At 71.1% G+C, this 16,206-nt stretch carries 16 protein-coding genes and 1 riboswitch; of the genes, 10 read left to right on the plus strand and 6 right to left on the minus strand.

Features of this window, described 5'->3' with window-relative positions; genetic code table 11:
• Positions 1-45: 45 nt before the first annotated feature.
• Positions 46-603, plus strand: a complete 558-nt coding sequence (locus IF88_RS0107610; protein WP_030708559.1) for a TetR/AcrR family transcriptional regulator — start codon at positions 46-48, stop codon at positions 601-603.
• A gap of 164 nt (positions 604-767) precedes the next feature.
• Here IF88_RS0107610 and IF88_RS40110 read toward each other — a convergent pair whose 3' ends face one another.
• On the minus strand, positions 768-1,292 hold the full coding sequence (locus IF88_RS40110; RefSeq protein ID WP_051836562.1) for a M23 family metallopeptidase: 525 nt from the start codon (positions 1,290-1,292) through the stop codon (positions 768-770).
• A gap of 250 nt (positions 1,293-1,542) precedes the next feature.
• Here IF88_RS40110 and rpsB point away from each other — a divergent pair, with 250 nt between their 5' ends.
• The 9 genes from rpsB (at position 1,543) to IF88_RS0107660 (ending at position 11,454) form a co-directional block, all read left to right on the plus strand.
• Positions 1,543-2,466, plus strand: a complete 924-nt coding sequence (rpsB, locus tag IF88_RS0107620; RefSeq protein WP_030708561.1) for a 30S ribosomal protein S2 — start codon at positions 1,543-1,545, stop codon at positions 2,464-2,466.
• 135 nt (positions 2,467-2,601) lie between these two features.
• Positions 2,602-3,438: a translation elongation factor Ts gene (tsf, locus tag IF88_RS0107625; protein WP_030708563.1), complete on the plus strand. Its 837-nt coding sequence runs from the start codon at positions 2,602-2,604 to the stop codon at positions 3,436-3,438.
• Between the two features lie 162 nt (positions 3,439-3,600).
• Complete coding sequence (gene pyrH / locus IF88_RS0107630; RefSeq protein WP_030708566.1) at positions 3,601-4,380, plus strand: UMP kinase; 780 nt, start codon at positions 3,601-3,603, stop codon at positions 4,378-4,380.
• Between the two features lie 85 nt (positions 4,381-4,465).
• Positions 4,466-5,023 carry a ribosome recycling factor gene (gene frr / locus IF88_RS0107635; protein ID WP_030708568.1) on the plus strand — a complete coding sequence of 186 codons (558 nt, stop codon included), beginning with the start codon at positions 4,466-4,468 and terminating at the stop codon, positions 5,021-5,023.
• Positions 5,023-6,099, plus strand: coding sequence for a phosphatidate cytidylyltransferase (locus IF88_RS0107640; protein WP_030708572.1), 1,077 nt, complete (start codon positions 5,023-5,025; stop codon positions 6,097-6,099). The genes frr and IF88_RS0107640 overlap by 1 nt, the downstream gene beginning before the upstream one ends.
• Before the next feature lie 167 nt (positions 6,100-6,266).
• Complete coding sequence (gene rlmN / locus IF88_RS0107645) at positions 6,267-7,382, plus strand: 23S rRNA (adenine(2503)-C(2))-methyltransferase RlmN (protein WP_030708574.1); 1,116 nt, start codon at positions 6,267-6,269, stop codon at positions 7,380-7,382.
• A gap of 57 nt (positions 7,383-7,439) precedes the next feature.
• Positions 7,440-7,549, plus strand: a riboswitch (TPP riboswitch).
• A gap of 85 nt (positions 7,550-7,634) precedes the next feature.
• Positions 7,635-8,717, plus strand: a complete 1,083-nt coding sequence (locus IF88_RS0107650) for a thiamine ABC transporter substrate-binding protein (RefSeq protein ID WP_030708575.1) — start codon at positions 7,635-7,637, stop codon at positions 8,715-8,717.
• A 95-nt stretch (positions 8,718-8,812) separates the two neighbouring features.
• Complete coding sequence (locus tag IF88_RS0107655) at positions 8,813-10,429, plus strand: ABC transporter permease (RefSeq protein WP_030708576.1); 1,617 nt, start codon at positions 8,813-8,815, stop codon at positions 10,427-10,429.
• Positions 10,429-11,454, plus strand: coding sequence for an ABC transporter ATP-binding protein (locus IF88_RS0107660; protein ID WP_030708577.1), 1,026 nt, complete (start codon positions 10,429-10,431; stop codon positions 11,452-11,454). Before IF88_RS0107655 ends, IF88_RS0107660 begins: the two co-directional genes overlap by 1 nt.
• Here the strand turns inward: IF88_RS0107660 and IF88_RS0107665 are convergent.
• The 5 genes from IF88_RS0107665 to IF88_RS0107685 all read right to left on the minus strand — a co-directional run bounded on the left by IF88_RS0107665 (position 11,451) and on the right by IF88_RS0107685 (position 16,185).
• Positions 11,451-12,701: a cytochrome P450 gene (locus IF88_RS0107665; RefSeq protein ID WP_030708581.1), complete on the minus strand. Its 1,251-nt coding sequence runs from the start codon at positions 12,699-12,701 to the stop codon at positions 11,451-11,453. The genes IF88_RS0107660 and IF88_RS0107665 overlap by 4 nt on opposite strands.
• A gap of 51 nt (positions 12,702-12,752) precedes the next feature.
• The gene (locus tag IF88_RS0107670; protein WP_030708583.1) at positions 12,753-14,159 is read right to left on the minus strand and encodes an NAD(P)/FAD-dependent oxidoreductase; all 1,407 of its coding nucleotides are present in this window, start codon (positions 14,157-14,159) and stop codon (positions 12,753-12,755) included.
• Complete coding sequence (locus IF88_RS0107675; RefSeq protein ID WP_030708585.1) at positions 14,156-14,419, minus strand: ferredoxin; 264 nt, start codon at positions 14,417-14,419, stop codon at positions 14,156-14,158. Before IF88_RS0107675 ends, IF88_RS0107670 begins: the two co-directional genes overlap by 4 nt.
• Before the next feature lie 130 nt (positions 14,420-14,549).
• Positions 14,550-15,182, minus strand: coding sequence for a hypothetical protein (locus IF88_RS0107680; protein WP_030708587.1), 633 nt, complete (start codon positions 15,180-15,182; stop codon positions 14,550-14,552).
• Between the two features lie 97 nt (positions 15,183-15,279).
• Complete coding sequence (locus tag IF88_RS0107685) at positions 15,280-16,185, minus strand: hypothetical protein (protein ID WP_030708589.1); 906 nt, start codon at positions 16,183-16,185, stop codon at positions 15,280-15,282.
• Positions 16,186-16,206: the final 21 nt, after the last annotated feature.

Here is a 16,206-nt window from a genome sequence, read left to right on the forward strand (position 1 = left end):
CCACGTCCGTAGAGTGGATGCGTGCCCAGGATTCGAGCGGCCTCCGTGGCCGAGCACCGGTCGATGCAGCGCGGCGCCCTCTTGGACGCCGCGCGTTCCCTGCTGTCCGAAGGCGGGACGGAGGCGCTGACCTTCCCAGCCCTGGCGGAGCGGACCGGGCTCGCCCGGTCCTCCGTGTACGAATACTTCCGCTCCCGCGCGGCCGTCGTCGAAGAGCTGTGCGCGGTGGACTTCCCCGTGTGGGCCGCCGAGATCGAGGCGGCGATGGAGCGGGCCCCGTCGCCGGAGGCGAAGATCGAGGCCTACGTGCGGAGCCAGTTGGGGCTGGTGGGGGACCAGCGGCACCGGGCGGTGGTGGCCATCTCGGCGAGCGAGCTGGACGCCGGGGCGCGGGAGAAGATCCGTGCGGCGCACGGGGGACTGGTCGCGATGATCGTCGAGGCGCTCGCCGCCCTCGGGCAGCAGGAGCCCCGGCTCGCGGCGATGCTCCTCCAGGGCGTGGTGGACGCCGCCGTCCGGCGGATCGAGCTCGGGGCCGCCGAGGATCCGGCCGTGGTGACGGAGGCGGCCGTGGCCATGGCCCTGCGGGGCGTGCGCGGCTGAGGCCCTGGGGCTGCGCCCCGGACCCCGCGCCCACACGCCGGCGGGGCTGAATCTCGCTCCCGCTGGGTGTGCCGGTGCGGCTCAAGGATCGGGGCTCCGCCCCGGGCCCGTGCCTACACGTCGGCGGGGCTGAATCTCGCTCCCGCTGGGTGTGCCGGTGCGGCTCAAGGGTCTGGGCTCCCCCCTCGGCCCCGCGCCTCAAACGTCGGCGGGGCTGGATTCGGCAGGAGGCGGGGGGTCGGGTGGGGGGCGAGGGTGAGCGGGTTGAGGTACGTCTCGCCTGACAGGAGGCCCCAGTGGAGGCAGGGCTGCGGGCAGTGGGAGCCCTCCGTCAGGACCGCCACCACCTGGCCCGCCGTGACCTCCTCGCCCTCCGTGACCAGTGGGCGGACCGGTTCGTAGGTCGTGCGCAGGCCGTTCGGAAGGGTCAGGGAGAGCACCCCGCGACCCGCGACCAGCCCGGCGTAGTGGACCCGGCCGGGCCCGACCGCGCGGAGCTCCGCGCCCACCGGGGCGGACAGGTCCACGCCGCGGTGCCCGGCCGCGTACGGGGTCGGCGGCGGGTCCCACCAGCGGGCCACCCTCAGGGGCGCGGGCAGCGGCCGGACGCCGGGAACGGGCCCGGGAGCGGGTCCCGGAAGGACCGCCTGGGCCAGGACCAGGAGCAGGCTGAGCAGCAAGGTCGTCATGGGCCGTAGCGTCCCGCGCCCGCACACGGCCGAGGGCCGGCCTGTGGACGGGCCGGGCGTTGTGGACAACGGCGTCACCCGGCATACCGCCGGGTCCCGTACACTTCTTGTGGCGATCCGGGTCACCGGGTCGACTTCGCACGCCCCAGCACCAGCCCGAAACGGCCAGGTGGCAGCGTCTCTCGGTCCCTCATGGGGCAGGGCGCGGTGGGGCGTCAGGAACCAAAACCGAGAAACCAAGGAGATGGCCATGGCCGTCGTCACGATGCGGGAGCTGCTGGAAAGCGGCGTCCACTTCGGTCACCAGACCCGTCGTTGGAACCCGAAGATGAAGCGCTTCATCTTCACGGAGCGCAACGGCATCTACATCATCGACCTGCTGCAGTCGCTGTCGTACATCGACCGCGCCTACGAGTTCGTGAAGGAGACCGTCGCGCACGGTGGCTCCATCATGTTCGTCGGTACCAAGAAGCAGGCCCAGGAGGCCATCGCCGAGCAGGCGACGCGCGTTGGTATGCCGTACGTCAACCAGCGGTGGCTGGGTGGCATGCTCACCAACTTCTCCACCGTCTACAAGCGCCTTCAGCGTCTGAAGGAGCTTGAGGCGATCGACTTCGAGGACGTCGCCGCCTCGGGTCTCACCAAGAAGGAGCTCCTGGTCCTCTCCCGCGAGAAGACCAAGCTGGAGAAGACCCTCGGTGGTATCCGCGAGATGTCGAAGGTCCCCAGCGCCGTCTGGATCGTCGACACCAAGAAGGAGCACATCGCCGTCGGTGAGGCGCGCAAGCTGCACATCCCGGTCGTCGCGATCCTCGACACCAACTGCGACCCCGACGAGGTCGACTACAAGATCCCGGGTAACGACGACGCGATCCGTTCCGTCACCCTGCTCACCCGCGTGATCGCCGACGCCGTCGCCGAGGGCCTCATCGCCCGCTCCGGCGCTGCGACCGGCGACTCGAAGCCGGGCGAGAAGGCCGCCGCCGAGCCGCTCGCCGAGTGGGAGCGCGACCTGCTCGAGGGTGACAAGAAGGCCGACGACGCCGAGGCCGCCCCGGCCCCGGCCGCCGAGGCTGAGGCCCCGGCCGCCGACGCCGAGGCCGCCCCGGCCGACGCCGAGGCCGCCCCGGCCGCCGAGGCTGAGGCCCCGGCCGCCGACGCCGAGCAGGCCTGACCCACTGAGAGCGCCCGGTGTTCACACGCCGGGCACTCACAGCACGGACGATGACGGCGGGGGAGCCGCGCCACGAGCGCGGCACCTCCGCCGTTCACCCGTAGATCTACGACTTCGAGAGAGAATCACAGACTCATGGCGAACTACACCGCCGCTGACGTCAAGAAGCTCCGCGAGCTCACCGGCGCCGGCATGCTGGACTGCAAGAACGCGCTCGTGGACGCCGACGGTGACGTCGACAAGGCCCAGGAAGCGCTCCGCATCAAGGGTCAGAAGGGCGTCGCCAAGCGCGAAGGCCGTTCTGCCGAGAACGGTGCGGTCGTCTCCCTCATCGCCGACGACAACACCTCCGGTGTCATCGTCGAGCTGAAGTGCGAGACCGACTTCGTCGCCAAGGGCGAGAAGTTCCTGGCCGTCGCCAACCAGCTGGCCGCCCACGTGGCCGCCACCTCCCCGGCCGACATCGAGGCGCTCCTCGCGTCCGAGATCGAGCCCGGCAAGACCGTCACCGCTTTCGTCGACGAGGCCAACGCCAACCTCGGCGAGAAGATCGTCCTGGACCGCTTCGCGCAGTTCAACGGCGGCTACGTGACCGCGTACATGCACCGCACGATGCCCGACCTGCCGTTCCAGATCGGCGTCCTGGTCGAGCTCGACAAGGAGAACGCGGAGGTCGCCCGCGGCGTCGCGCAGCACATCGCCGCGTTCGCCCCGCAGTGGCTGTCCGCCGAGGACGTCCCGGCCGAGAAGGTCGAGTCCGAGCGTCGCATCGCCGAAGAGGTCACCCGCGCGGAGGGCAAGCCCGAGGCTGCCATCGCGAAGATCGTCGAGGGTCGCGTCAACGGCTTCTTCAAGGACGCCACGCTGCTCGGCCAGGCGTACGCCCTGGACAACAAGAAGTCCGTCCAGAAGGTTCTGGACGAGGCCGGTGTCACCCTGAAGCGCTTCACCCGCATCAAGGTCGGCATCTGAGTCCGTCCGTACGCGACGGACACCGGACCCCGGTAGGGTCTGAAGCAGTCGTCCGCGCTTGCGCGAGGCGACCGCAGATCTGACGAGGAGGCCATTGCCGTAGAGGGAACCGCAAGGACCCACCGGCAATGGCCTTCTTCGTATGTGCACGAGGAGATCTCCATGAATCAGGGCGTGGACCCCCACACCGCATCCGACGACAAGAGCGACCAGGACAAGAAGGGCCGCCGCTTCATGCTGAAGCTGTCGGGCGAGGCCTTCTCCGGTGGCGGAGGACTGGGCGTCGATCCCGACGTCGTCCACGCCATCGCGCGTGAGATCGCCGCGGTGGTCCGCGACGGCGCGGAGATCGCCATCGTGATCGGCGGCGGCAACTTCTTCCGCGGCGCCGAACTCCAGCAGCGCGGCATGGACCGGGCACGGTCCGACTACATGGGCATGCTCGGCACCGTCATGAACTGCCTCGCGCTCCAGGACTTCCTGGAGAAGGAGGGCATCGACTCCCGCGTGCAGACCGCCATCACCATGGGCCAGGTCGCGGAGCCGTACATCCCGCTGCGTGCCGTGCGCCACCTGGAGAAGGGCCGCGTCGTCATCTTCGGCGCGGGCATGGGCATGCCGTACTTCTCCACCGACACCACGGCCGCCCAGCGTGCCCTGGAGATCGACGCCGAGGCCCTGCTCATGGGCAAGAACGGCGTCGACGGGGTCTACGACTCCGACCCGAAGAAGAACCCGGACGCGGTCAAGTTCGACGCGCTGGAGTACAGCGAGGTCCTCTCCCGCGACCTCAAGGTCGCCGACGCCACCGCGATCACGCTCTGCCGCGACAACAAGCTGCCGATCCTCGTGTTCGAGCTGCTCGCCGAGGGCAATATCGCCCGCGCCGTCAAGGGTGAGAAGATCGGCACGCTCGTCAGCGACCAGGAAACCCGGGTCTGAGCGGTCCGCTGCCGGACCGAGCCCGGACCGGCCCCGCCGGCCCCGCCCGCCTGAACCATCCATTCAAGACATGCAGGAGCACGTGGTGACCGAAGAGATCCTCCTCGAGGCCGAGGAGAAGATGGAAAAGGCCGTCGTCGTCGCCAAGGAAGACTTCGCCGCGATTCGCACCGGCCGTGCGCACCCGGCGATGTTCAACAAGATCGTGGCGGACTACTACGGCGCCATCACGCCCATCAACCAGCTCGCCTCCTTCTCGGTGCCCGAGCCGCGCATGGCGATCGTGACCCCGTTCGACAAGAGCGCCCTGCGCAACATCGAGCAGGCCATCCGCGACTCCGACCTCGGTGTCAACCCGAGCAACGACGGCAGCATCATCCGGGTGACCTTCCCCGAGCTGACGCAGGACCGACGCAAGGAGTACATCAAGGTCGCCCGCACCAAGGCGGAGGACTCCAAGGTCTCCATCCGCGCCGTGCGCCGCAAGGCCAAGGACGCCCTCGACAAGCTCGTCAAGGACAAGGAAGCCGGCGAGGACGAGGTCCGTCGCGCGGAGAAGGAGCTCGACGACACCACCGCGAAGTACGTCGCGCAGGTGGACGACCTCCTCAAGCACAAGGAAGCCGAGCTCCTCGAAGTCTGATGAACGACACTTCCTGGCAGCCGGAGCCGGTTCCGGCGGGTCCCGCATACGATGCGCAGGTGGGCCCGCACACTCGGCCCATGCCCATCGTGCCCGATGCCGCCGGCCGTGACTTCGACGACCGGGAAGCACGCGATCGGGGGGCCGCCCTGGACGGCGGCCCCCTCTTCCGCGCCGATACGCCGCCGCAGGAGCCCATGCCCAGCCCCCCGCCTCCGCATGCCCCGCAGCCGCAGGACGCCTCGCCCCCGCCGCCGAAGAAGCGCGCGGGCCGGGATCTGCGCGCCGCCATAGGGGTCGGCGTCGGTCTCGGCGCGGTGATCTTCGCCTCGCTGCTGATCGTCAAGGCGGTCTTCGTCGGCGTCATCGTCGTCGCGGTCGTCGTGGGCCTGTGGGAGCTCACCTCGCGGCTGCAGGAGAAGAAGGGCATCAAGGCCCCGCTGGTCCCGCTCGCGGTCGGCGGCGCGGCCATGGTCATCGCCGGGTACGTCCGGGGGGCCGAGGGCGCCTGGGTCGCCATGGCCCTGACCGTGCTGGCGGTCCTGGTGTGGCGGATGACCGAACCGCCCGAGGACTACCTCAAGGACGTCACGGCGGGCGCCTTCGCGGCGTTCTACGTGCCCTTCCTGGCCACCTTCGTCGCGATGCTGCTCACCGCCGACGACGGCCCCCAGCGCGTGATCACCTTCCTGCTCCTGACCGTGGTCAGCGACACCGGCGCCTACGCGGTCGGCTGGCGCTTCGGGAAGACCAAGCTCGCGCCGCGCATCAGCCCCGGAAAGACCCGCGAGGGACTGTTCGGCGCGGTGGCCTTCGCGATGGCGGCCGGCGCGCTGTGCATGGAGTTCCTGATCGACGGCGGTGTCTGGTGGCAGGGCCTCCTGCTCGGTCTGGCGGTCGCGGTCAGCGCCACCCTGGGCGACCTGGGCGAGTCCATGATCAAGCGGGACCTGGGCATCAAGGACATGGGCACCCTCCTTCCGGGCCACGGCGGGATCATGGACCGGCTCGATTCGCTGCTGCCGACCGCCCCGGTGGTGTGGCTGCTGCTGGCGGCCTTCGTGGGCACCGGCTGACCCGTCCGGGTTATCCTGGAAAGCGCGCCACTCATACGTGGTGCGCTTTCCCGTTTCTACGGGATGGACCCGTGAGCTCTCCGGGCACCGGGCGTGCCACCACGTCGACTCCGCTCCTGTGCGGAGATCGCCCGCCCAGGGTTCGTCAGATTTGAGGAGTACCACTCATGGCCCCCCGTCCTGTCCCGGGTGAGCTCACTTTCGTCGCCCCCCGCGGGGCCAAGAAGCCGCCCCGGCACCTCGCCGACATGACCCCGGCCGAGCGCCGTGAGGCGGTCGCCGCGATCGGCGAGAAGCCGTTCCGGGCCAAGCAGCTCTCCCAGCACTACTTCGCGCGCTACGCCCACGACCCGGCCGAGTGGACCGACATCCCGGCGGCCTCGCGGGAGAAGCTCCAGCAGGAGCTGCTGCCGGACCTGATGAACGTCATCCGGCACATCTCGTGCGACGACGACACCACCCGCAAGACCCTGTGGAAGCTGCACGACGGCACGCTCGTCGAGTCCGTGCTGATGCGCTACCCCGACCGCGTCACCATGTGCATCTCCTCGCAGGCCGGCTGCGGCATGAACTGCCCGTTCTGCGCCACCGGCCAGGCGGGCCTCGACCGCAACCTCTCCACCGCCGAGATCGTGCACCAGATCGTCGACGGCATGCGCGCGCTGCGCGACGGCGAGGTACCCGGCGGCCCGGCCCGGCTGTCGAACATCGTCTTCATGGGCATGGGCGAGCCGCTCGCCAACTACAACCGCGTGGTCGGCGCCATCCGCCGGCTCACCGACCCCGAGCCCGACGGCCTGGGCCTGTCGCAGCGGGGCATCACCGTCTCCACCGTCGGCCTGGTCCCGGCCATGCTGCGATTCGCCGACGAGGGCTTCAAGTGCCGCCTCGCCGTCTCGCTGCACGCGCCCGACGACGAGCTGCGCGACACGCTGGTCCCGGTGAACACCCGCTGGAACGTCCGCGAGGTGCTCGGCGCGGCCTGGGAGTACGCGGAGAAGTCCGGCCGCCGGATCTCCATCGAGTACGCCCTGATCCGCGACATCAACGACCAGGCCTGGCGCGGTGACCTGCTGGGCAAGCTGCTCAAGGGCAAGCGCGTCCACGTCAACCTGATCCCGCTGAACCCCACGCCCGGCTCGAAGTGGACCGCCTCCCGGCCCGAGGACGAGAAGGCCTTCGTGGAGGCGATCGCCCGCCACGGCGTGCCCGTGACCGTACGGGACACCCGCGGCCAGGAGATCGACGGCGCGTGCGGCCAGCTGGCGGCCTCGGAGCGCTAGGTTCCGGTCAGCGGAGCCCTATTCGGCCACGGGGTACCCTGTGGCCGAACCAATTTCATATTCCGACAGGGGAGCGCCACAGCGCTGAGAGTGCGGTATCCGTCATCCGCAGACCCTCTGAACCTCGCCCCGGTCATTCGGGGTAGGAAGTTCGGTCACCACTCAAGCTGTTGCGCCCTGCCCGGCGTCCGCTCCCACAGAGCGCCGGGCAGGGCCGCGTCTTCTCCTGGACATCCCAGGAGGAATTCACCAGTGAGCACCACCAAGAAGATCGCGGGCGCCGCGCTCGCGGCCGCGCTGGGCGTCACCACGCTGAGCGCGTGCGGCGACGCCGGCGACGAGTCCGCGGGCACGACCGACAAGACCGTCACGCTCGTCTCCCACGACTCCTTCAACGTGACCGACACGGTCCTCAAGGAGTTCGAGCAGCAGAGCGGCTACACCGTCAAGGTGCTGAAGTCCGGCGACGCCGGCGCCGCCCTGAACCAGGAGATCCTCACCAAGGGCTCCCCGCGCGGCGACGTGTTCTTCGGCGTGGACAACACCCTGCTCTCGCGCGCCCTCGACAACGGCATCTTCACGGCGTACGAGGCCAAGGGCCTGGACACGGTCAAGCCCGAGTACGTGCTCGACAAGGAGCACCGGGTCACCCCGATCGACTCCGGCGACATCTGCGTCAACTACGACAAGGCCTACTTCGCCGACAAGAAGATCGCCCCTCCGCAGACGCTGGACGACCTGGTCAAGCCCGAGTACAAGAACCTGCTGGTCACCGAGAACGCCGCGACCTCCTCGCCCGGTCTCGGCTTCCTGCTCGCCTCCGTCGGCAAGTACGGCGAGGAGGGCTGGAAGGACTACTGGAGCAAGCTCAAGGCCAACGGCGTCGAGGTCGTCGACGGCTGGGAGCAGGCCTACAACGAGCGGTTCTCCGGCTCCGCGGGCGGCAAGAAGGCCAAGGGCGACCGCCCGCTGGTCGTCTCCTACGCCTCCAGCCCGCCGGTCGAGGTGCTGTACGGCGAGCCGCAGCCGGCCGAGGCCCCGACGGGCGTCGCCACCGGCACCTGCTTCCGCCAGGTCGAGTTCGCGGGCCTGCTCAAGGGAGCGAAGAACGAGGCGGGCGGCAAGGCCCTGCTGGACTTCCTGATCAGCAAGAAGTTCCAGGAGGACATGCCGCTCCAGATGTTCGTGAACCCGGTGACGAAGGACGCCTCCCTGCCGGAGCTGTTCACGAAGCACGGAGTGGTGGTCGAGAAGCCGGAGAACGTGGCCCCCGAGACCATCGCCAAGAACCGTGAGCAGTGGGTCAAGGCATGGACCTCGCTGGTCGTGAAGTAGGCGGTACCAAGGGGTCGGGCGCGGCGCCGGGAGGCGCCGCGCCGGGCCCCGGCCCCCGCGAGGGCGGCCGGGCGACCGCCGTACGGCTCGCCCTCATGGCCGTGCCCCTGGCCTTCTTCGGGCTGTTCTTCGCCTATCCCGTCGCCGCGATCGTCGGCCGCGGCCTCAAGACCGACGAGGGCTGGCAGTTCGGCCGGATCGGCGAGGTACTGAGCCGGCCCGACATCGCCGACGTGCTGTGGTTCACCACCTGGCAGGCGCTCGCCTCCACCGTGCTCACGCTGCTGATCGCCCTCCCCGGCGCGTACGTCTTCGCGCGCTTCGAGTTCCCCGGCAAGCAGCTGCTGCGGGCCGTGGTGACCGTTCCCTTCGTGCTGCCGACCGTGGTCGTCGGCACCGCCTTCCTCGCACTGCTGGGGCGCGGCGGGCTGATGGACGAAACGATGGGGGTCCGGCTCGACACCACCGTCTGGGCGATCCTCCTCGCGCACGTCTTCTTCAACTACGCGGTCGTCGTCCGCACCGTCGGCGGGCTGTGGGCCCAGCTCGATCCGCGCCAGGAGGAGGCCGCCCGGGTGCTGGGCGCCGGCCGGTTCGCCGCCTGGCGGCGCGTGACCCTGCCCGCGCTGGCCCCGTCGGTGGCCGCGGCCTCGCTGATGGTCTTCCTGTTCACCTTCAGCTCCTTCGGCGTCGTGCTGATCCTGGGCGGGCCCGCGTACTCCACCCTGGAGGTGGAGGTCTACCGGCAGACCGCGCAGCTCCTGGACCTGCCGACGGCCGCCGTGCTGACGATGGTTCAGTTCGCCGCGATCGGCGGGATCCTCGCCGTGCACGCCCGGACCGTACGCCGGCGCGAGACCGCGCTGCGGCTGGTGGACCCGGGCCGGACCACGCACCGGCCGCGCGGCTGGGCGCAGCGCACGCTGCTGGGCGCGGTGCTGCTGACCGTGGCGCTGCTGATCGTGCTCCCGCTGGGCGTGCTGGTCGAGCGGTCCTTCGACACCCCCGGCGGATACGGCCTCGGCTTCTACCGCGCGCTCCAGGACGCGGGCGCCGGCGGCGGGACCTTCCTGGTGCCGCCGCTGGAGGCGATCTGGAACTCCCTGCGGTACGCGCTCGCCGCCACCGCGATCGCCCTGTTCATCGGGGGACTCGCGGCCGCCGCGCTGACCCGGCGCGCGGGCCGCTTCGTACGCGGCTTCGACGCGCTGCTGATGCTGCCCCTCGGGGTGTCCGCCGTGACGGTGGGCTTCGGATTCCTGATCACCCTGGACGAGCCGCCGCTGGACCTGCGGACCTCGTGGATCCTGGTGCCGCTGGCACAGGCGCTGGTGGGCGTGCCCTTCGTCGTACGGACCATGCTGCCGGTGCTGCGCGCGGTCGACGGGCGGCTGCGGGAGGCGGCCGCCGTGCTCGGCGCGTCGCCGCTGCGGGCCTGGCGGGAGGTGGACCTGCCGCTGGTGCGGCGGGCGCTGCTGATCGCGGCCGGCTTCGCCTTCGCCGTCTCGCTGGGCGAGTTCGGCGCGACCGTGTTCATCGCGCGGGCGGACCGGCCGACGCTGCCGGTGGCCGTGGCGCGGCTGCTGGGGCGGGCCGGCGAGATGAACTACGGGCAGGCGATGGCCCTGAGCACGATCCTGATGCTGGTGTGCGCGGTGTCCCTGCTGGTGCTGGAGCGACTGCGACCCGACAAGACCTCCGGGGAGTTCTGATGACACTGCTTCAGCTGGAAGGGGTGTCGGTCCGCTTCGGTGAGCGCGCGGTCGTCGACTCCGTGGACCTGGAGGTCGCCGAACACGAGATCGTGTGCGTGCTGGGGCCGAGCGGAAGCGGCAAGTCCACGCTGCTGCGGGTCGTCGCCGGGCTCCAGCAGGTGTCCGAGGGCCGGGTGCTGCTGGGCGGGGACGACCAGTCCGGCGTGCCCGCGCACCGGCGGGGCGTGGGCCTGATGTTCCAGGACCACCAGCTCTTCCCGCACCGCGACGTCGGCGCGAACGTCTCCTTCGGCCTGCGGATGCGCGGTGGTGCACGCGCCTCGTACGCGTCCCAGGTCGCGGAGCTGCTGGAACTGGTCGGGCTCCCCGGGGCCCAGGGCCGGGCGGTGGCCTCCCTGTCGGGCGGCGAGCAGCAGCGGGTGGCGCTGGCCCGGGCGCTGGCGCCGTCGCCGCGGCTGCTGATGCTCGACGAACCGCTGGGACAGCTGGACCGGGGGCTGCGGGAGCGGCTCGTGGTGGAACTCCAGGAGCTGTTCTCCCGGCTGGGCACCACGGTGCTCGCCGTCACCCACGACCAGGGGGAGGCCTTCGCGCTGGCCGACCGGGTCGTCGTGATGAGGGACGGCCGGATCGCGCAGGCCGGGACCCCGCTGGAGGTGTGGCAGCGGCCCGCGTCGGAGTTCGTGGCGCGGTTCCTCGGCTTCGAGAACGTCGTCCCGGCCGTGGTCTCGGGCGATGCGGCCGGGACCCCGTGGGGCAAGGTCCCGGTCCCGGAGGGATCCCCCGAGGGGGAGCAGCGGCTGCTGATCCGCCCGGCGGGGGTGGCGCTCTGCGCGGCCGGCCTGCGGTGCGAGGTGGTGTCCCGTACCTTCCGCGGCACGCACGTCGCGCTGCGGCTGCGGCCAGGGGCCGGGCCGGAGCTGGAGGCGGAGTGCGGACTGGACGGGGCGCCGGCCGTGGGGGACCGGGTCGCGGTGACCTTCACCCCGGCCGAGGTCGTCGTACTGCCGCCGGAGCTTTAGGGACGGATGCCGTCGCAGGCGATCGGCAGGTGGCGCGGGCCGCGCAGGACCGCGTTCTGACGGTAGGGCGGCGGGTCCTCCAGCAGTCGCGGGTTCTCCAGCCGGCGGGCCAGTTCGCTCAGCGCCAGCTGCGCCTCCTGCCGGGCCAGCGGCGCCCCGAAGCAGCTGTGGATGCCGCTGCCGAGGCCGAGGTGCTGGATGTCCTTGCGGTCGGGGTCGAAGCGGTCCGGGTTCTCGAACCGCTTCGGGTCACGGTTCCCGGCGGCCAGGATCAGCCACAGGGAGGCGCCCTTGGGGATCGTGACGCCAGCGACCTCGATGTCGGAGAGGGTGGTGCGCTGGGGGAGCAGCTGCACGGGCGGCTCGTACCGCAGCAGCTCCTCGACGATGGGGACGGACAGACCGGGGTCCTCGCGGAGCCTCTTGAGGACGTCCGGGTGGCGCAGCAGGGTCAGCATCCCGTTGGTGATCAGGTTGACCGTGGTCTCGTGGCCCGCGATCAGCAGCAACGCGGAGGTGCTGAGCGCCTCCATGGTGGTCATCGACCCGTCCGGGCCGTCGTCGGTCGCCAGCTGGGACAGCATGTCGGTGCCCGGGTTCTTGCGGCGTTCCTCGATCAACCCGGCCAGGTACATGCCCAGTTCCATGCGGGCGTCCATGGCACCCTTGCCGTGCTGGGTGGGGTCGGCGTCAGGGTCGGGGTCCAGGCTCGCGGCGAGGGTCTCCGCCCAGACGTGGAACTTCGGCTCGTCCTCGCGGGGCACGCCGAGCAGCCGGCAGATGACCGTGACCGGGAAGGGGTACGCGAACTGGTCCACCAGGTCGACCCGGTCCAGGTTGCCCGTCTCGGAGATCGAGTCGATGAGCCCGGTGACGAGGCCGCCGAGTTCGTCGCGCATGTCGTGCACCCGGCGGGGGGTGTGGGGCGGCCCGAACGGCCGGTTCGTCATCCGCCGCAGGCGGTCGTGGTCCGGCGGGTCGAGCTTGAGGAAGGACGGCGGCAGGGCCGTCCCGGTCCCTTCGTCCTCGGCCTGGCCCAGCGGGTCGTCCCCGGTGGACTTCAGGTTCCTGGCGTCGGAGCTGATCCGCGGGTCGTGCAGGAGGCTCTGGATCTCGTAGTACGTGCTGACCACGTACGGGCCGTCCCCGTCGTGGGACACCGGGGTCCTGCGGAGCTCCTCGTACAGCGGATACGGATTCGCGCGGTTCGCGTAGTCGATGATCTCCCGCAGGAGGGCTTGTGTCATGACGGGTCCTCGTGATCCTCGGGGGAGGGCGCGATGCGGTCTCGGACGCGGTCAGGGGCGCCCGGGGACGAAGGTCATCTTCCGGTCGGCCGGCGAGTAGCCGCTGAGGGTGATGGTCGGCCCGTGCGTCGGCACCGAGGGGTCCGGGAAGTCCGCCGGTACCGGCTTGTGCCCCTCAGGCCTGCGGTCCACCGTGGAGAACTCCGGGGGGAACGGGGCGTTGGTCTCGATCTGGTGCTCGTAGAAGGGGAGCCACCGGCAGTTGTCGAAGGTCACGGCGGCGATCACGCGCCCCTGGTACCCGTACACGGCCGCGAACCGGCGCTCCGCGAGCGAGCCCTGCGTGACGAGGAGCTCGGTCCCCATCGGCGGTACCCCGACCGACTTGATGTTCACCCCGAACTGCGAGGACCAGAACGCCGGGACCCACAGGTGGGGGCGGCGGTCCGCGCTCTCGCTGAGCATGTTGTGCGCGGCGGTGTCGGCCTGCGCGACGGCATTGCCCCAGTGCTCCAGGGAGAGGAACTGGTAACCGAACAGGGCGTGCGGGGACCGCGCCACGTCACCGGCCACGTAGATGTCATCGGTCACTATGCCGCGGATGTCGAAGGCCCGGCAGCCCGCGTCACAGGCGATGCCGCGGGGGCCGGCGCCCAGCCCGGACCCGGCGAGCCACTCGGTGTTGCGCTGCGCGCCGAGCCCGACGACCACCACGTCGGCCTCGACGGTGGACCCGTCGGAGAAGTGGGCGGCGCGGACCCGTCCGGAGGGGTCGCCCTCCAGCCCGGTCACCATGACCCCGGTGCGCAGGTCCACCCCGTTCTCGCGGTGCATCTCGGCCGCGATCTCGCCGATCACCCCGCCGAGCGCGCCGACCAGCGGCGCCGCGCCCCGCTCGGCGACGGTGACGTCCAGGCCGCGTTCCCGGCAGGCGGAGGCGATTTCGGACCCGGTGAACCCGGCTCCGATGACGAGCACCCGGCGGGGGCCGGCGGCGAGGGCCTGTTGCAGTGCTTCGCCGTCGTCGCGGGTGCGCAGGACGAAGACTCCCTTGAGGGCGCCCTCCTCCGGATTGGGCCAGGGCCGCGCCCGGACTCCGGTGGCGATCAGCAGCCGGTCGTACTCGACCTGGTCGCCGTTGCCGAGCCGGACCCGGCGGGCGGCCATGTCCAGTCCCGTGGCGGGGACCCCGAGGCGCCAATCGGCGTCGATTGCACGGCGGCGGGGGAGCGCCGTGTGGTCGGCCACCGCGTTGCCCAGCAGGACCTGCTTGGACAGCGGGGGCCTGTCGTAGGGCTCGTACGGTTCGTCGCCGATCATCGTGAGCGAGCCGGCGAAGCCCTTCTCGCGCATGGTCTCGGCGGCCCGCAGGCCGGCCAGCGAAGCGCCGACGACGACGATGCGGCCCTCGCGCTTGAGCCGCTCCAGGGCTCCGTCGCGTGTTCCTTCACCGGTCACCGCGCGCCTCCGGAACGAGAGCCGGCTCCGGCCACGGCATCGGGGGCCGGCACGTTCGCCATGTCCTCGTCGGTCAGTTCCAGGAGGATCGCACCGACCGGACAGGCGGCCACGGCGCGTTCGATGTTCTCGCGCTGCTCGGCGGCCGCCTCCGGGTTGTAGAGCAGCGACTCGTCGCCGTGCATGGCGAACACGTCGGGAGCGAGGAACGCGCACTGGGCGTATCCCTGGCATCGGTTGAGGTCGACGACAAGCCTCATGACGGTTCTGCCTTTCCCTCGGCTGGGTACCCCGTCACCCCCGAAATCCCCGGATCCGCCCTTTCACCCCAGCATGCACGGGGGACCCGCAGGCCGCCTGCCGGAGTACACATCCCCAGGTCAGCGGGTGTCATCCCGGTCTGGACCGGTCCGTCCGGGCGGTGCCGCGCCGGGCGCGCAGGATGTGCACGCTGATGACCAGGGCCCAGGCCGGGAACAGCATCTCGGACCAGGGCACGCCGGAACCCACCACGATCAGGAGCAGGCCGACGACGGTGCCCAGCAGGGCCAGCGACCGGGGGAAGACCCCGAGCAGCCGCCCGATGGTCGAGGTCGCGAGGACGAAGACGGCCGCCATCCGCATGGCGTAGGTCGCGAGGAGCGTATAGGCGTAGTGGCGGCCGAAGTCGGAGGGCGTGTCCTCGTTCAACACGGTGCCCGCGGCCGCGGCGGAGGCGAACAGCGTGGCCACGAAGACGAATCCGCTGCCGAGGAACACGGTGGCGACGAACCGGTCCTCGGCGTCACCCGTGTGCGCGCGCAGGGCGCCCATGAACCAGAGGAAGAAGATGCCCGCGAAGGGAACGATCTCCAGGGCCACCTGGACCGCCCAGCGTTTGTCCGGGTCGATGGCCGCGTCGGCGGCGTCGCCGGGGACGGCGATCCGCATCAGGACGATCGCCACCCCGAGCAGCAGGGCGAAGCCGACTCCGGCCATCCCGGCGGCGCGCGGTGTCTTCAGCCGATCGGTCGTGGGCTCCACAAGCCCCTCGCTCTCTCCCCCGGTCCAGCAAGCGGCAGCCGCCGCCGCGCCACCACCGGGGGCGGCCGACCGGGTGATGCCCGTCCGGCGGCCCGGGTCAGCCGACGGCCTCCGGCACCGGGGCCGGGGCCGCCTCCTCGGCGGCCTCGTGCTTGCCGTACCAGGCGACGGCCACCGCGCCGGCGACGGCCAGGACGAAGCCGAGGACCGCCAGCCAGGCCAGACCCGGACGGGAGGCGTCACCGAGCCAGAGCACGCCGATCGCGCCCGGGAGCACCGTCTCGCCGACGACCAGAGCCGCCGTGGCGCCGTTCACCGAGCCGATCTGGAGGGCGACCGTGTGCAGGTACATGCCACCGATCCCGGCCACCAGAATGGCGTAGAGGGCCGGGTCGGAGAGGAAGGTGGCGAGGTCGAACGGGTCGACGCCGTCCAGGATTCGGACGCCGACGCCGAGCGCGCCGAAGCCCAGGCCCGACAGCAGGCCCGCCAGGATCGCCGCCCCGCCGCCGAGGAGGCGTACCGCGACGGTGCCGCCGACCATCAGCAGCAAGGTGATCCCCAGCAGCCACCAGTGCGTGGACATCGGTGCGTGGTGGCCGCCCTCGTGGCCCGCAGCCGTCGCGAGCAGCACCAGCGCCGTGCAGACGACGCCGATCGAGGTCCACTCCTTCCGGCTCAGCCGGATGCCCAGCATCTTCACGCTCAGCACGGCCGTGATCACCAGGTTGGCGCTGATCACCGTCTGCGAGAGGAACAGGGGAAGGAGGCGGGCGGCCAGGGCGCCCAGTCCGAAGCCCACGAAGTCCAGGATCGTGCCGACGATGAACTCCCAGGTCATCGCCGCTTTCGCGGTGGACGACAGATTGGGTCCGCCATGGGCGGTCACCCCGGCGGCGGTGGGGGACATCCGGGCGGCGCGGCGCGATCCGACGGCTTGCAGCACGGATCCCGTGCCGTAGCAGATGGACGCCGCGACAGCGGTCAGCAGGCCTATGAGCACCAAGGGCTCCGTTCACGTCTG

Origin of the sequence: Streptomyces sp. NRRL F-2580 (assembly GCF_000720115.1) — a bacterium.
Classification (GTDB): domain Bacteria; phylum Actinomycetota; class Actinomycetes; order Streptomycetales; family Streptomycetaceae; genus Streptomyces.

Excerpts from the sequence above, each read along its gene's own strand:
- tsf (WP_030708563.1), top strand. The coding sequence starts at position 2,602 with ATGGCGAACTACACCGCCGCTGACGTCAAGAAGCTCCGCGAGCTCACC.
- pyrH (WP_030708566.1), top strand. The coding sequence starts at position 3,601 with ATGAATCAGGGCGTGGACCCCCACACCGCATCCGACGACAAGAGCGAC.
- IF88_RS0107675 (WP_030708585.1), bottom strand. The coding sequence starts at position 14,419 with ATGAGGCTTGTCGTCGACCTCAACCGATGCCAGGGATACGCCCAGTGC.
- rpsB (WP_030708561.1), top strand. The coding sequence starts at position 1,543 with ATGGCCGTCGTCACGATGCGGGAGCTGCTGGAAAGCGGCGTCCACTTC.
- IF88_RS40110 (WP_051836562.1), bottom strand. The coding sequence starts at position 1,292 with ATGACGACCTTGCTGCTCAGCCTGCTCCTGGTCCTGGCCCAGGCGGTC.
- IF88_RS0107655 (WP_030708576.1), top strand. The coding sequence starts at position 8,813 with ATGGCCGTGCCCCTGGCCTTCTTCGGGCTGTTCTTCGCCTATCCCGTC.
- rlmN (WP_030708574.1), top strand. The coding sequence starts at position 6,267 with ATGGCCCCCCGTCCTGTCCCGGGTGAGCTCACTTTCGTCGCCCCCCGC.
- IF88_RS0107640 (WP_030708572.1), top strand. The coding sequence starts at position 5,023 with ATGAACGACACTTCCTGGCAGCCGGAGCCGGTTCCGGCGGGTCCCGCA.
- IF88_RS0107665 (WP_030708581.1), bottom strand. The coding sequence starts at position 12,701 with ATGACACAAGCCCTCCTGCGGGAGATCATCGACTACGCGAACCGCGCG.
- IF88_RS0107660 (WP_030708577.1), top strand. The coding sequence starts at position 10,429 with ATGACACTGCTTCAGCTGGAAGGGGTGTCGGTCCGCTTCGGTGAGCGC.